Below are 14471 nucleotides of genomic sequence, written 5' to 3'. Positions count from 1 at the left end.
GGGCGGAGTTCCTCCGCAGCCAGGAGCAGCTCGAGCCGATCGCCGGCGCCGGTGAGGCCGTCGCGGCCGTCCGCGAGCTGGGCCTCGAGGTGTGCGTCGCGTCCGGCTCGCTGCTCGCGGCGATCGGCACCAAGCTCGGTCGGACCGGCCTGGACGGGTACTTTCCCGAGGCGGTGCGCTTCAGCGCCGAGCAGGTCGAGCACGGCAAGCCGGCGCCCGACGTCTTCCTCCTCGCCGCGCGCGAGCTGGGCTTCGCCCCGGAGCGCTGCGTCGTCGTCGAGGACAGCCGGGCCGGGATCGAAGCGGCCGTCGCCGCCGGCATGCCCGTCGTCGGCTACCGCAGCGACCTGACGCCGACGGGCTGGCTCGAGGGCGCCGACGCCGTCATCGACGACATGGCCGACCTGCCCTCGGTCATCTCGCGCCTGACCGCCCTGGGCTGAGGTCGCGCCACCCCTGCTCCCACAAACTGTGGCTGGCCACATTTTCGAGGGTCAGCCACAGCACGTCGTGTGGCTGACCCTCGCAGGTGTAGCGAGCCACAGTTTGTCGCTGGGGGGTGGTGGTGGGTGGTCAGCGCACGCGCCAGGCGCCCGGGTCGGGAGCGGGGGGCGAAGGGCGGGACCCGCCGTCCGTGAGCGCCCTCCCGGAGGCGGTGCGCCGGGTCAGCTCGGCACCGGCGAGCACGCCCGAGGGGAAGGGCCAGCGCGCCACCTGCCGCCGGATCTCGTCGAGGTCGAGCGTGCGGTGCGCCGCGACGAGCACCGCATTGCCGTAGCGGCGCCCCTTGAGCACGTCGCGCATCGCGACGAGTGCGGTGTGCGCGAAGGCCCCGCGCAGCCCGGCGACGACGTCCGCGAGGTGGCGCCACCCGGGCTCGTCGGGACTGTTCACGACGAGCACCCCGTCGGGCCTCAGCACCCGCGCGACGTGACCGAAGAACTCGCTCGTCTGCAGGTCGGCGGGCACCCGCCCGGCGTCGAAGGCGTCCACGACGACCGCGTGCGCGGAGGTGTCCTTGAGTGCCTCGACCCCGGGCCGCCCGAGCTGGGGGCGCACCCGGATCCGGTGGCCGCGCGGCAGCGGCAGCTCGGCTCGCACGGTGGCCGTGAGGGCCTCGTCGGGCTCGAGCACGATCTGCGGTGAGCCCGGCCGGGTCGCGTGCACCCAGCGCGGCAGGGTCAGCCCCGCACCCCCGACGTGCGTCACGCCGATCGGGTCCGGTCCGGGGAAGCAGGCGTCGAGCACCGCGGCCATGTGCTGCACGTACTCGAAGACGAGGTGCTCCGGGTCGTCGACGTCGACGTGGCTCTGCGGGTGCCCGTCCCGCATCACCGTCACGCCGCCGTGCTCGTCGGGCACCATCTCGACCTCTGCCATGGGGACACCCTCGCACCTGGACCGTGGACGCTGGCTGAGGTGCGACGAAGGAGCCTCGAAGCCTTCGCTTCGTCCGAAGCCACGAAGGGGGCCACGCACCGTGTCGGTGCGTGGCCCCCTGGTGTGGTGTGAACCCGGCGTGGGTGCCCGGCGTCAGTGGCGACGCGAGGCGGCGCGGCGGGTGGCCGCGATCGTCAGGGCCGCTCCGGCCGCAACCAGCAGACCCAGACCGGAGCCGACGACACCGGCGTCGAGGGGTCCGCCCGGGAGGTCGGTCTCGACGACCGGTCCGGTCGGGTCCGTGTCGTCACCCGTGATCGTCGGGGCCGGGGTGTCGGACGTCGAGGTGGCGGTCGGCGTGCTCGTGCCCGAGGTGCTCGTGCTGGTGCTCGTGCCCGAGGTGCTCGTGCTGGTGCTCGTGCCCGAGGTGCTCGTGGACGTGCCCGAGGCGCTGGTGCTCGTGCTCGTCGGGCCACCGGCGCTCACGGTCACCGGCCACGAGACCTCGGACCCGGTCGGCGAGGCCACGATGCGCAGGCTGGCCGTACCCTCGGCCAGGTCCTGCGGGACCGTGAAGCTCACGTCGGCGCTGCCCTTGCGGGTCGGGACGCCGTCGATGCTGTCGGCCGTGGCCGGGAAGGTCCCGACGGAGGTGTCACCGACGAAGACCTCGACCTCGGTGTTGCTCGGCGCGCCGAGCGAGGTCAGGTCGAGGTCGGAGACGGTGAAGGAGACCTCGTCACCGGCCGTCAGCTCGGTGGGAGCGCCGGTGACCGCGATGCCCTGCTTGCGGAAGTCGGGGCTGACGGCGTCGTTGCGCAGGAAGTAGTTGACGAAGGCGTCGGTGTCGATCAGGCCGGTGTCCGTGGCGTTGGTGCCCTCGGCGAGGACGGTGAAGTTGTCACCACCGCCGATGAGGAAGGAGCCCGAGGTGACCGTGTAGGTGGCCGACTCGTCGATCGGGGCGCCGTCGACGCTCACCGACGTGATCCGCTCACCGGCAGCCGCATCCGGGTCGTAGGTGTAGCTGACGTTGTCGGACAGGCCCAACTTGAGGAAGGGACGCGAGGCGCCCTCCGGCTGCCACTGCTGCTCGAGCAGGGTGATGAACTGCGCGCCCGTGATGTCGACCGTCATCATCGTGTTGGCGAAGGGGTTGATGGCGGCGGCCTCGGCGTACGTCACCTCACCGGGCTCCTCGGAGCCGCTCGGCTCGTACATCAGCTCGGCGCGCAGACCGCCCGAGTTCATGATCCCGATGTCGGCGCCGGGGCGACCCGGCTGGTTGAGGGCGTCGAGCCAGATGTCGGCGGTGAGGTTGCCGAGCGTGGACTCGCGGAGGCGGTCGTCGCGGGCGCCGTCCTTGTGGGCGGTCGTGATGTCGTCGGTGACCTCACCGATGACCTCCTGGCCGATCTCGTTGGCCTGCTCGACCGCGCCGTCGACGATGCCGGCGGCGGTGGTGTAGGTGGTGTTGCTCGCGCACTCCTGCGTGGCGTCGACGACCGGGACATTGGTCGCGGCGTACTCGACGACCTCACCGGTCGCGGGGTCGAAGCCCAGCTCCAGCTGCCCCAGGACGTCGCCGTAGGAGTTGGACTGCATGACCGGACGGGTGCCCTCGCCCGCGGGGACCGGGGCGTCCCAGACGTAGCCCTGGTGGGTGTGGCCGGTGAAGATCGCGTCGACGTCGGCGCTGGTGTCCTCGACGATCGAGGCGAAGATGCCGCCGGCGGAGACCTGGGCCTCGAGCGAGCTGCCCTCGCCCGCGGTCGCGCCCTCGTGGTACTCGGCGACGATGATGTCGGCCTCGCCGTTGGTGGCGTCGCCGTCCTTGAGCTGGGCCGCGACCCGGTTGACCGCCTCGACGGGGTCGCCGAAGTCGAGCCCGGCCACGCCCTGCGGAGACACGAGCGACGGGGTCTGCTGCGTGACGGCGCCGATGACGCCGACCTGCACGCCGTTGACCTCGATGACCTCGTACTCGGACAGCGCCGGGGTGGTCGTGCCGCGCTCGTAGACGTTGGCGCCCAGGAGCTCGAAGTCCGCCGCCTGGTCGACCCGACCGGTCAGGTCGGAGAAGCCGCGGTCGAACTCGTGGTTGCCGACGGCGGTGGCCTGCAGGCCGAGCGCGTTGAGGAACTCGATCGTCGGCAGGTCCTCCTGCGAGGAGGAGGTGAAGGGGGAGGCGCCGATGTTGTCACCTGCGGACAGCAGCACGGTCGAGTCCTCGCCGAGGCCGGCGCGGGTCGTGACGACGGTGCAGGCGAAGGCCTTGCCCAGGTCACCGGTCCCGTCGCTGTCGATGCGACCGTGGAAGTCGTTGATGTTGAGCAGGTTGACGCTCGTGAGCGACGGGTCGATCCCGCCCGGCTCGACGGGGTCGGCGGCGTGGGCCGCGCCGGCGCTCGCGACGAGCGCGGTGGCCGCGCCCGCGCCGATGAGCATCGACGCACCCTTCCTCATGAGGGACATGTCGGTTTCCTCCCAGACACAGCGGTGTGACGGACCCGGTACGGGTCACCAGTGCGAACTGTGCCGCACTCGGGGGACCTGTGCCCGACGAAGGGGGTACCCCATCTGGCCGGAGGGTGAACGTTGGGTGCGAGAGGATGGGCCCGTGGCGACGCGACGACGGGTACCGGTGGACGAGGGACGGGCCGCGCTCACGGCGTGGACGGAGCAGGAGGTCCGCGCGAGCGTGCCCCGCCCGATCCTGGCGACGGCGGTGCGGCACACGACCGCCGAGCTCGCCGACGCCGCCCCCGGCCGCAGCGTAGAGGTGCGGGTCCCCCCCTTCGCCGCCGTGCAGTGCGTCGCCGGCCCGGTGCACACCCGCGGCACCCCGCCAGCGGTCGTCGAGACCGACCCGCGGACCTGGCTGGAGCTGGTCACCGGGGAGCTCGCCTGGGCGGACGGCGTGGCTGCGGGTCGGGTCCGCGTGAGCGGGCAGCGCACCGACCTCTCCGCGTACCTGCCCCTCAGCGAAGGGGGCTGAGCAGCTCCTCCGCCACCTCGAGCAGGCGCACGGTCTCGTCGAGCGGCATGACGGGGGACTCGGTGTCGCCCGCCGCGACCCGCAGCGCGACCTCGACGGCCTCGTGGCGCAGCCCGCGGTGCTGCTCGATCGGGTCGCCCTCCATCGTGTCGAGGACGACCCCGTCGGCGCCGACGAGACGCATCGTCGTCGGCATGTAGAACATCGTCTCCAGCTCGAGCCGCGCCCAGGTGCCGTTGACCGACGCCGTCGTCGGCGACGAGACGGACATGTCGGTCGCGAGCGAGCCGACCGCGCCCGTCGGGCCCTGCACCGCGAAGGCGAGCCGGCGGTCCACCCCGCGGTCGGTGAGCGAGCCGAGCCCGGTCGCCGACTCGATGCCGCCGAGGACGAGGGAGGCGAAGGACAACGGGTAGATGCCCAGGTCGAGCATCGCCCCGCCCGCCAGGTCGGGACTGGCCAGGCGCTCGGGCCCGTCCGGCCAGAGCCGGATCGAGTGGTCCGCGAGGACCGTGCTCACCTCGCCGAGCAGCCCGGCGTCGAGCACCTGCCGCAGCACGTCGACGTGCGGCAGGAACCGGGTCCACATCGCCTCCATGCAGAACACGCCGGACGCGCGCGCGGCGGCGACGATCTGCGCGGCCTCGCCGGCCGTGGGGGCCATGGGCTTCTCGACGAGCACGTGCTTGCCGGCCGCGATCGCGAGCAGCGCGTGCTCGAGGTGCTCGCTGTGCGGGCTCGCGACGTACACGACATCGACCTCGGGGTCGGCGACGAGGCTCGCGTAGTCGCCGTGCGGCCGGGCATCGGGGGCGTGCGCCGCGACGAACCGCTCCGCCCGGTCTGCGTCACGCGACCCGACGGCCACGACCTGCTGGCTGGTCCCCTGGAGGGAGAAGGCCATCTGGGAGGCGATCCAGCCCGCCCCGAGCAGGCCCCACCGCAGCGGTGGCGCGCTCGCCGGGTCGGGGGTGCGTGGCGTGGGGAGCTTCATCCCCGGCACGTCGGCATGCGGGCGCTGGCTGCTCATGCAGCCAACCTACGATGGAGGGGTGAGCACCAAGCGGCCCCGCAGCAACCCCAAGCCCCTGCCCTTCATCGCCACGGGCGCGGTCATCGGGTTCATCCTCTTCGCGGCGGTGTCGTGGTTCGGCCCCAACCGCGACGAGGGCTTCGACGTCATCTACGACCCGGGGGCCGCCCTCGGGTACATGAGCATGCTCGGGCTGCTCCTCGGCGCGCTCGTCGGAGCCGTGGTCGCGGCCCTGTTCACCTACCGGAAGTAGGCCCCACGTCCTGTGGGAGAATGAACGTCGTGCCACGCGGAGACGGAAACCTGTCGCATGACCTGCTTCCCGGGGAGAAGGGCCCCCAGGACGCCTGCGGCGTCTTCGGCGTCTGGGCGCCGGGCGAGGACGTCGCCAAGCTGACGTACTACGGGCTGTACGCGCTGCAGCACCGCGGTCAGGAGTCGGCGGGCATCGCCACCTCCAACGGTCACCAGATCCTCGTCTACAAGGACATGGGCCTGGTCTCCCAGGTCTTCGACGAGCGCAGCCTGTCGACCCTGCGCGGGCACATCGCCGTCGGCCACTGCCGCTACTCCACGACCGGTGGGTCCACGTGGGAGAACGCGCAGCCCACCCTTGGCGGCCACGATGCGGGCACCGTCGCCCTGACCCACAACGGCAACCTCATCAACTCCGCCGAGCTGCGCGAGCTCGTCGAGAGCCACGGCGGCGAGATCCCCGGCGACGACGGCCGCATCCGCCGGATCACCGACGGCGAGCTGCGCCGCGGCAACACCACCGACACTGCGCTCGTCACCGCCCTGCTGGCCCACGACGAGGACCGCACCCTCGAAGAGGCAGCCATGGAGCTGCTGCCCAAGCTGCAGGGCGCCTTCTGCTTCGTCTTCATGAACGAGGACACGCTCTACGCCGCCCGCGACCCGCAGGGCCTGCGGCCGCTCGTCATCGGCCGGCTCGAGCGTGGGTGGGTCGTCGCCTCGGAGACCGCCGCCCTCGACATCGTCGGCGCCTCCTTCGTGCGCGAGGTGGAGCCGGGCGAGCTCGTCGCCATCGACGAGGACGGGCTGCGCACCCGCAGCTTCGCCGAGCCGACACGCAAGGGCTGCGTCTTCGAGTACGTCTACCTCGCCCGCCCCGACACGACGATCCGCGGCCGAACCATCCACGAGGCCCGCGTCGAGATGGGCCGCACCCTGGCCCGCGAGCACCCGGTCGACGCCGACCTCGTCATCGCGACGCCCGAGTCCGGCACCCCCGCAGCCATCGGCTACGCGCAGGAGTCCGGCCTCCCCTTCGGCCAAGGTCTGGTGAAGAACGCCTACGTCGGCCGTACCTTCATCCAGCCGAGCCAGACGATCCGCCAGCTCGGCATCCGGCTCAAGCTCAACCCGCTGCACCACGTCATCAAGGGCAAGCGGCTGGTCATCGTCGACGACTCGATCGTCCGCGGCAACACCCAGCGCGCCGTCGTGCGGATGCTGCGCGAGGCCGGCGCCGCCGAGGTGCACGTGCGCATCTCCTCGCCGCCGATCAAGTGGCCCTGCTTCTTCGGCATCGACTTCGCCACGCGGGCCGAGCTCATCGCGACCGGCCTCGGCGTCGAGGAGATCTGCACCTCGCTCGGCGCCGACTCGCTCGGCTACATCAGCGAGGACGGCATGGTCGCCGCGACCGCCCAGCCCCGCGACGAGCTGTGCACCGCCTGCTTCTCCGGGACCTACCCGATGGAGCTGCCGAGCGAGGACCGCCTCGGCAAGTCCCTGCTGGAGCTCGAGTTCTCCCCGATCGAGGAAGCGGTGCGCCGACCGTGACGACCGACCAGACCCCCATCACCTACGCCGACGCCGGAGTCGACGTCGAGGCCGGTGACAAGGCCGTCGACCTGATGAAGGAGTCCGTGCGCCGCGCGACCCGCCCAGAGGTGCTCGGTGGCCTGGGTGGTTTCGCCGGGATGTTCGACGCCTCCGCCCTGCAGGGCATGCGGCGCCCGGTCCTCGCGACCTCCACCGACGGCGTCGGCACCAAGGTGGCGATCGCGCAGGCGATGGACCGCCACGACACGATCGGCCAGGACCTCGTCGGCATGGTCGTCGACGACATCGTCGTCTGCGGCGCCGAGCCGCTCTTCATGACCGACTACATCGCCACGGGCAAGGTCGTGCCCGAGCGGATCGCCGCGATCGTCGGCGGCATCGCGCGGGGCTGTGAGCTCGCCGGCGTCGCGCTCGTGGGCGGCGAGACCGCCGAGCACCCGGGCCTGCTCGACCCCGACGAGTACGACGTGGCCGGTGCCGCGACGGGCGTCGTCGAGCACGACGAGGTCCTCGGCCCCGACCGCGTGGCCGCCGGTGACGTCGTCATCGCCCTGGCCTCCTCGGGGCTGCACTCCAACGGGTACTCGCTCGTGCGCCGGGTCATCGCCTCGGCCGGGTGGCAGCTCGACCGCCACGTCGACGAGCTCGGCCGCGCCCTGGGCGATGAGCTGCTCGAGCCCACCCGCATCTACTCCAAGGCACTGCTCGACCTCGTGCGGGCCGACGACGTCGACGTGCACGCCCTCAGCCACGTCACGGGTGGCGGCCTGGCCGCCAACCTCGCCCGCGTGCTGCCCGAGGGCACGATCGCCCGCGTCGACCGGGCGACGTGGACGCCGCCCCCGATCTTCTCGCTCGTCGGCGAGCTGGGCTCGGTGCCCCGCGCCGACCTCGAGCGCACCCTCAACATGGGCATCGGCTTCGTCGCCGCCCTCCCGCAGGCGTCGGTCGACGCCGCCATCGCCCGCTCCCGGGCCGCCGGCATCGAGGCCTGGGTCCTCGGTGAGGTCGCCGACGCGGCCACGACCGAGCCCGTGCCGGATGTCGAGGTCGTCCAGGGGGCGAAGGGGGTGCACGGCGGGGCCGTGCAGGTCGTCGGGGAGCACGCCTGACACCCGCCGTCCGGGTCCTCGTCGCCGACGCCGCCGAGAGCAGGCGCCAGGCGCTCGTCGCGGTGCTCGCGGCCGAGCCCGACCTCGACGTCATCACGCCCGCCGCGACGCTCGCCGAGGTCGCCTCGACACGTGGTGTCGACGTCGTGGTGCTGACGGGTGGGCTCGACGTGGGGGCGGAGGCGACTGCCGTCCTCGGGCGACCGGAGCGGGCCGACCACCCGGCTTGGGTGGTGCTCACCGAGCAGGTCGAGACCACCGAGGCGGTCATCGCCGCCGGCGCGCACGGGTGTCTGGCGGAGTCGAGCACCCCGGTGCAGATCGGTGCGGCGATCAGGGCCGCCGCTCGTGGGGACGTCGCCGCGCCGGACCAGCCCACCACGGGACCGCTCGTGCAGCGCGTGCGCCGCGAGGCGCCGCCGCTGACGGAGAGGGAGGTGGAGGTGCTGCGCCTCGTCGACCGGGGCCTGGGCAACCAGGAGATCGCCGAGCGTCTCTACCTCAGCCTGTCGACCGTGAAGTCACACCTGTCGCACACGTACGGACGGCTCGGGGTGCGGCGCAGGGAAGCCGCCGCGGCCGAAGCCCGTCGTCAGGGGTTGCTCTGACCGAGGGTCACCGCTCCGGCGGCGACCAGTCGTCGTAGTCGTCCTCGTCCACGTCCTGGCGGGCGTCATGGGCCGAGTGACCCGCCGACGACCCGGACTGGCCGTGAAGTTCCGCCTCCAGCGCTCGCAGGTCGGTGTCCGGCGAGTAGTACTTCAACTCGCGGGCAACCTTGGTCTGCTTCGCCTTCGCTCGGCCGCGCCCCATGGCGTGACCCCCTCATTACGCTAGTGCGGGTCGGCCCTGATCCTCCCGCCACCCTCGAGAGGACGGCGGAACTACCAAAGCGGACCCGGATCTGTGTGGTTTCTCGTGGGACCAACGGTACATGAGCCGGACCGGATCCGTGCCATCGGTCCGAGGGGCGGCGACGTAGGATCGGCCCGACCCGCCGACCCGAGGGAGCACCGTGGCCGCCAGCACCGATCCGGACACCCTGCGCGCCCTCGTCGTGACCGTCGTGCACCACCCGCAGGACTCCCGGATCCGGCACCGTGAGATCGCCGCGCTCCTCGCCGCCGGCTGGCAGGTGACCTACCTGGCCCCCTTCGTCGGCCACGACCTGCCCGTCCCCGCGCCCGAGGACGGACTCACCTGCATCGACCTGCCGCGGGCCGCCGGCCGCGACCGGCTCCCGGCCGCGCGGGCCGCCCGCGCCGTCGTGCGCCGGCTCGCCCCGGAGCACGACGTCGTCCTCGTCCACGACCCCGAGCTGCTGCCCGCCACGGCCGGGCTGGGGCTGGAGCACCTCGTGTGGGATGTGCACGAGGACCCGGCCGGGGCGCTCGTCGTCAAGGACTGGCTGCCGGGCCCCCTTCGTCGTCCCGTCGCGGGTGCCTGGCGGCTCGCCGAGCGGCTCGTCGAGCGACGCCACCCGCTGCTGCTCGCCGAGCACGCCTACGCCGACCGCTTCCGCGGGTCGCACACGGTCGTGCCCAATGCCGTGGTCGTCCCGCCCGAGGTGCCGCCCGCCGGCGGCGCCCGCCTCGTGCACGTCGGCAACCTCACGACCGCCCGTGGCAGCGAGCTGATGGTCGATGCGGCACGACTGGCCCACGCCGCCTCCGACGGCGCGATCACCCTCGAGGTCGTCGGACCGGCACGTGACGACGCGTCCCGCGCGGCCATGGAGGCCGGTGTCGCGGAGGGCGTCGTCGTGTGGCACGGCTTCCAGCCCGCCGAGCGCGCGATGGCGACCATCGACGGTGCGCTGGCCGGGCTCTCGTTGCTGCGCGACCTGCCCAACTACCGCGGCTCCATGCCGACCAAGGTCGTCGAGTACCTCGCCCACGGCGTCCCGGCGATCACGACGCCGCTGCCGCTCGCGCGCGAGATCGTGCAGGAGGCGCAGGCGGGGCTCGTCGTGCCCTTCGACGACGCGCAGGCCGCGGCCGACGCGGCGGTGGAGCTGTGGCGCGACCCGCAGCGGGCGGCCGGCATGGGCGAGCGTGGACGCGAGCTCGTCCGCGCGCGCTACGACTGGGCGAAGGGCGGCGCCGCCTTCGTCGCGGCCCTCACCGACATCGCCCGGGAGCGCTCACCCCGACGATGAGTCAGAGCGTCCACCGACGAGCGTGCCGAGGCGTTCGCGGATGGGCGCCGGCAGTCCCGTGACCGTGGCCGCGATGACGATCTCTCGGGGCGCGAGCCGCTCGATGGTCTTGCGCACCCGGCCGGGCAGTCGGTCCGCGGTGGTCAGCAGGAGGGGGATGCCGGCGTGAACCGCGGCAACCGAGGCCGTGAGGACCTCGAGCGCGGACTGACCCGTGACCAGGATGCGGCCCCCCGGCGCGGTGTCCTCCCACAATCCGGCGGCCAGCGCCATCGGCCCGCCGGTTGCCTCGAACTCGACGCGGGCGCCGGTCGCCTGCCGAACCCGGTCCAGCACGTCGGCGGACCAGTCCTCCTCCGCTCCGTGGAAGGTGATGACGCTCGGGGCCAGATCCTGCAGGGCCTCGTACGCGGTGTCGGGGCACGACGAGGCGTCGAGGAGGAAGACCGCCTGGCCGCGGACAGCGGCTGCGAGCGAGACCGCCGGCGCGCTGCCGGCGCTGTGCGGCAGGGTCACGTGCAGATGGGTGGTGTCCGTCGGGGGGAACTCCCGGACCAGCGCCGCGGACGTGACCGCACTGTCATCGCTGCCCAGACGTTCGATGGACCCGACCGCCAGGCTCTCGAGGGTCTCGTAGGTCTCCGACGAGATCAGCCCCTCGCCGCCGACGACGACGAGGCGCTGGGGACGCAGCCGCTCGAGTTCGTTGCGGGTCGCCGTGTGCACGGCGCCGGGCCGCACCCACAGCAGCGGCCAGCCGAGCCGTGCGGCCACGGGCGTCACCGCACGCGCGGCAGCGAGACGATGGGTGCTGACGACGAAGGCGCCGTCGACGCCGGAGCTCCAGAAGTTGTGGGTCACGGCCGCGGCCACGTCGAGCCGGTCACGGCCGCCATGGCGCACGGTTCCCGGGACCGCGGGGTCGGCGGGTTCGACGACCTTCTTGCGCTTCTTCTGCGGCAGCGTGGCCTCGTACTGCGGCAGGACCTCCTCGGTCGGACCGTCCATGATCAGGCGCCCCTGGTCCATCCACAGGACCCGGTCGCAGATCTGCCGGATGCTGCCATTGGAGTGCGAGACGAGGAAGACCGTGCCGGCCTGCTCACGGATCCTCGCGATCCGCTCGGCGCTCTTGTGCCGGAAGTCGGCATCGCCCGTGGCCAGGGCCTCGTCGATCATGAGCACGTCCGGCGTCGCGGCCGTCGAGATCGCGAAGCGCAGGCGCGCGCCCATCCCGGAGGAGTACGTGCTCATGGGCCGGTAGACGGCATCGCCGATCCCCGAGAACTCGACGATCTCGTCGAAGCGTTCGGCGATCTCGGCCTTGGACAGGCCCAGCGCCTGGGCGCCGATGTAGATGTTGCGCTCGCCGCTCAACTTGCTCATCAGGACCGCGTTGACGCCGAGCAGTGATGGCTCGCCCGAGACCCACAGGCGACCGGACGACGGGGGGATCAGGCCCGCCACCGCCCGCAGCAGCGTCGACTTGCCCGATCCGTTGCGGCCGATGATCCCGATGGACTCACCGTGCCGGGCGACGAAGCTGACGTCCTTGACCGCATGGATCTGGCGCACCTTGGGGGTCGGCCGGTGGCGCCGCAGCCGGTCCGTGAAGGACGTCGGCGTGCCCTGCCCGCTCGGCACGCCGCGTCGACCGCCGCCGAAGACGGTGTAGTGCACGTCCAGGTGGCTGACGATGACGGTGGGCGTCCCGGGTCCGCTTGCCTCAGCCACGGCCGTACCTCGCCTCGTCCCACCAGAAGACGACCAACCCGATGGCCGCCAGACCGAGGGCCCACGCGGCCATGGCGAGCCAGTCGGTGAGCACGACGTCGAATCCCTCGCCCCCGAGGAGGGACTGCCGTCCCAGGGTGAGCATCAGGGCGAAGGGCTGGTAGATCAGCACATTGCCGACGGCGTCGGGCAGGCTCTGTGCGTAGTGGAGCACCGGGAAGAAGACGCCCGAGACGTAACGCAGCAGCCGCACCACCACGGGGATGAGGTTGCCGATGTCGCGGGAGATGTTGACCAGTCGGGCGCAGATGAAGGCGAAGCCGAGCAGGGCGATCCCCTGCAGGAGCACCGCCACGGGGAAGAGCAGCCACTCCCAGTCCGGGCTCTCCCCGGTGAGGAACATCAGGGCGAAGAGCAACGCGAAGGCCGGCAGCGCGGCGATGAACTCCGTCAACGTCACGGCGATCGGCAGGATCGCTCGGGGGAAGTGCAGGGCGCGCACGAGCGACAGGTTGCCGGTGATGGCCTTGGCCCCGCGGGTGACGACCGTCGAGGTGAAGGCGAACATCACCACCCCGATCGAGAGGAAGCCGACGAAGTTGTCGATGCCGCCGCGGGTTCCCAGCAGCAATCCGAAGATTGCGTAGTAGCTCAGGATGAGCAGTGCCGGGTTGAGCACGGCCCACAGCTGGCCGAGCTGGTTGTCCTCGTTCTTGGCGTAGGACTCGGCCGACGAGAGCGTCCACACGAAGGACCGACGCTGCCACAGGTCGACCAGGTAGCGATGGAGCGGTGGACGCTCACTGAGCGTCCGCAGCCCGTGCTCGGCCGCGAGGCGTGCGGCCTCCTCCGAGCTGATGGGCGAAGGGAGGGGAGCCCGCTGCGGGGCCTCCGTCACAGACGCTCGACCTTGTCGCTGTCCTCGGCGACGCCACGGGTGTCGAAGAACCGCTGGGCCTTGCCCGACAGCGCCTCGATGTCGAAGGTCTTGTGGTTCTGCACGAGGATCGTCAGGTCCGCGGCGGCCACGGCGGCGTCGAGGTCATCGACCCGCTCGGCCTCCGGCACGGCCTTCCAGTCGGCGACCTTGGCGTCGAAGTACTGGACGCTGGCCCCCTTCGCGATGAGCTGCTGGGCGAGGGGGACGGCCGGCGACTCGCGCTGGTCGGCGATGTCCGGCTTGTAGGTGACGCCGAGCAGGAGGACGGTCGAGCCGCGCAGCGACTTGCTGTCCTCGTTGAGGATGTTCTGCGCGCGCTGGACGACGTAGGCCGGCATCGTCGCGTTGATCTCCTGGGCCAGCTCGACGAAGCGGAAGGGGTAACCCAGCTTCGCGCGGACGTTGTAGGAGAGGTAGTTGGGGTCGATCGGGATGCAGTGCCCGCCGACGCCGGGGCCGGGGTAGAAGGCCTGGAAGCCGAAGGGCTTGGTCTTGGCCGCCGCGATGACGTCCCACAGGTCGATGTCGAGGTCGTGGCAGAAGCGCGCCATCTCGTTGACCAGGGCGATGTTGATGTGCCGGTAGGTGTTCTCCAGCAGCTTGGCCGTCTCGGCCTCGCGGGTGCCCTTGGCGCGCACGACGGTGTCGACGAACTGGCCGTAGAAGGCGGCCGCGGCGTCGCCGCAGGCGGGGGTGTGGCCGCCGACGACCTTGGGGGTGTTCTTCGCGCCGAACTTCTCGTTGCCCGGGTCGATGCGCTCGGGGGAGAAGGCGAGGAAGAAGTCCTTGCCGGCGACGAGGCCGCCGGCCTCGAGGGCCGGGCGCACGACCTCGTCGGTCGTGCCCGGGTAGGTCGTCGACTCGAGGATGATCGTCTGGCCGGGCTGGAGGTGCTCGGCGATCGTCTTGACGGCGGAGTTGATCGGGCCCAGGTCGGGGCCACCGTCCTCGGACAGCGGGGTGGGGACGCAGATGACGATGGTCTTGACCTCGTCGAGGCGCGACGGATCGGTCGTGGCCTCGAAGCCCGCCTCGCGCATCCCGCGGATGTCGTCGTCGGAGAGGTCGTCGATGTGGGACGTGCCGGAGTTGAGGTCGTCGACCACACCTTGGTTGATGTCGAAGCCGAGGACCTTGACCCCGACCTTGGAGGCCTCGTGCGCCAGGGGGAGTCCGACGTATCCCTGACCGATGATCGCGACGTCCGCCACAGTACTTCCTTCTGGTTGTCCTGCTCCCGCGGTTCCCGTGGGAGCGACCGAGCTCGCCGGTGTCTGGCGAGGATCATACCGATGGATGCCGTG

Annotated in this window: 14 protein-coding genes; 7 read left to right on the top strand and 7 right to left on the bottom strand. The window is 72.0% G+C overall.

The window, feature by feature from the left end:
• On the top strand, nucleotides 1–443 hold a 443-nt coding region (locus JAN01S_RS08285; RefSeq protein WP_157075666.1), incomplete at its 5' end, for an HAD family hydrolase.
• A 130-nt stretch (nucleotides 444–573) separates the two neighbouring features.
• Here JAN01S_RS08285 and JAN01S_RS08280 read toward each other — a convergent pair.
• Both JAN01S_RS08280 and JAN01S_RS08275 read right to left on the bottom strand, forming a co-directional pair.
• Nucleotides 574–1380, bottom strand: coding sequence for a spermidine synthase (locus tag JAN01S_RS08280; RefSeq protein WP_068316510.1), 807 nt, complete (start codon nucleotides 1378–1380; stop codon nucleotides 574–576).
• A 153-nt stretch (nucleotides 1381–1533) separates the two neighbouring features.
• Nucleotides 1534–3855: a bifunctional metallophosphatase/5'-nucleotidase gene (locus tag JAN01S_RS08275; RefSeq protein ID WP_068316509.1), complete on the bottom strand. Its 2322-nt coding sequence runs from the start codon at nucleotides 3853–3855 to the stop codon at nucleotides 1534–1536.
• Nucleotides 3856–4000: 145 nt separating this feature from the next.
• Here JAN01S_RS08275 and JAN01S_RS08270 point away from each other — a divergent pair, with 145 nt between their 5' ends.
• Complete coding sequence (locus JAN01S_RS08270) at nucleotides 4001–4378, top strand: sterol carrier family protein (RefSeq protein WP_068316507.1); 378 nt, start codon at nucleotides 4001–4003, stop codon at nucleotides 4376–4378.
• Here the strand turns inward: JAN01S_RS08270 and JAN01S_RS08265 are convergent.
• A complete protein-coding gene (locus JAN01S_RS08265) occupies nucleotides 4362–5408 on the bottom strand; it encodes a Gfo/Idh/MocA family protein (RefSeq protein ID WP_244884788.1) in 1047 nt (348 codons plus the stop codon). The genes JAN01S_RS08270 and JAN01S_RS08265 overlap by 17 nt on opposite strands.
• Nucleotides 5409–5430: 22 nt before the next feature.
• Between JAN01S_RS08265 and JAN01S_RS08260 the strand changes: the two genes are divergently transcribed.
• From JAN01S_RS08260 to JAN01S_RS08245, 4 genes are all read left to right on the top strand, one after another.
• Nucleotides 5431–5664: a hypothetical protein gene (locus JAN01S_RS08260; protein WP_068316495.1), complete on the top strand. Its 234-nt coding sequence runs from the start codon at nucleotides 5431–5433 to the stop codon at nucleotides 5662–5664.
• 20 nt (nucleotides 5665–5684) lie between these two features.
• Entirely contained in the window at nucleotides 5685–7220 is a 1536-nt protein-coding gene (purF, locus tag JAN01S_RS08255; RefSeq protein ID WP_244884787.1) for an amidophosphoribosyltransferase, read from the top strand.
• Nucleotides 7217–8335, top strand: coding sequence for a phosphoribosylformylglycinamidine cyclo-ligase (gene purM, locus JAN01S_RS08250; RefSeq protein WP_068316486.1), 1119 nt, complete (start codon nucleotides 7217–7219; stop codon nucleotides 8333–8335). Before purF ends, purM begins: the two co-directional genes overlap by 4 nt.
• Before the next feature lie 62 nt (nucleotides 8336–8397).
• Nucleotides 8398–8943, top strand: a complete 546-nt coding sequence (locus tag JAN01S_RS08245) for a response regulator transcription factor (RefSeq protein ID WP_068316483.1) — start codon at nucleotides 8398–8400, stop codon at nucleotides 8941–8943.
• 7 nt (nucleotides 8944–8950) lie between these two features.
• Here JAN01S_RS08245 and JAN01S_RS08240 read toward each other — a convergent pair whose 3' ends face one another.
• The gene (locus tag JAN01S_RS08240; protein ID WP_068316481.1) at nucleotides 8951–9148 is read right to left on the bottom strand and encodes a DUF3073 domain-containing protein; all 198 of its coding nucleotides are present in this window, start codon (nucleotides 9146–9148) and stop codon (nucleotides 8951–8953) included.
• A 202-nt stretch (nucleotides 9149–9350) separates the two neighbouring features.
• On the opposite strand from JAN01S_RS08240, the gene JAN01S_RS08235 reads away from it, so the two are divergent.
• A complete protein-coding gene (locus JAN01S_RS08235) occupies nucleotides 9351–10493 on the top strand; it encodes a glycosyltransferase family 4 protein (protein ID WP_157075665.1) in 1143 nt (380 codons plus the stop codon).
• Here the strand turns inward: JAN01S_RS08235 and JAN01S_RS17710 are convergent.
• Genes JAN01S_RS17710 through JAN01S_RS08220 form a run of 3 tightly spaced genes read right to left on the bottom strand, consistent with a single transcriptional unit; the run spans nucleotide 10479 to nucleotide 14378 of the window.
• Complete coding sequence (locus tag JAN01S_RS17710; RefSeq protein WP_169797192.1) at nucleotides 10479–12227, bottom strand: ATP-binding cassette domain-containing protein; 1749 nt, start codon at nucleotides 12225–12227, stop codon at nucleotides 10479–10481. The two genes, JAN01S_RS08235 and JAN01S_RS17710, sit on opposite strands and share 15 nt — an antisense overlap.
• Nucleotides 12220–13125 (bottom strand): ABC transporter permease, encoded by a 906-nt coding sequence (locus JAN01S_RS08225; RefSeq protein ID WP_068316480.1) that lies wholly within the window; start codon nucleotides 13123–13125, stop codon nucleotides 12220–12222. Before JAN01S_RS08225 ends, JAN01S_RS17710 begins: the two co-directional genes overlap by 8 nt.
• Nucleotides 13122–14378, bottom strand: a complete 1257-nt coding sequence (locus tag JAN01S_RS08220; protein ID WP_068316474.1) for a nucleotide sugar dehydrogenase — start codon at nucleotides 14376–14378, stop codon at nucleotides 13122–13124. The genes JAN01S_RS08225 and JAN01S_RS08220 overlap by 4 nt, the downstream gene beginning before the upstream one ends.
• Between the last annotated feature and the right edge of the window lie 93 nt (nucleotides 14379–14471).

This window comes from Janibacter anophelis NBRC 107843 (assembly GCF_001570945.1).
In the GTDB taxonomy this organism is placed as follows: Bacteria; Actinomycetota; Actinomycetes; order Actinomycetales; family Dermatophilaceae; genus Janibacter; species Janibacter anophelis.
This window is presented reverse-complemented; position numbering and strand designations above follow the sequence as displayed.

Excerpts from the sequence above, each read along its gene's own strand:
- JAN01S_RS08280 (WP_068316510.1), bottom strand. The coding sequence starts at position 1,380 with ATGGCAGAGGTCGAGATGGTGCCCGACGAGCACGGCGGCGTGACGGTG.
- JAN01S_RS08275 (WP_068316509.1), bottom strand. The coding sequence starts at position 3,855 with ATGTCCCTCATGAGGAAGGGTGCGTCGATGCTCATCGGCGCGGGCGCG.
- JAN01S_RS08265 (WP_244884788.1), bottom strand. The coding sequence starts at position 5,408 with ATGAGCAGCCAGCGCCCGCATGCCGACGTGCCGGGGATGAAGCTCCCC.
- purF (WP_244884787.1), top strand. The coding sequence starts at position 5,685 with ATGAACGTCGTGCCACGCGGAGACGGAAACCTGTCGCATGACCTGCTT.
- JAN01S_RS08240 (WP_068316481.1), bottom strand. The coding sequence starts at position 9,148 with ATGGGGCGCGGCCGAGCGAAGGCGAAGCAGACCAAGGTTGCCCGCGAG.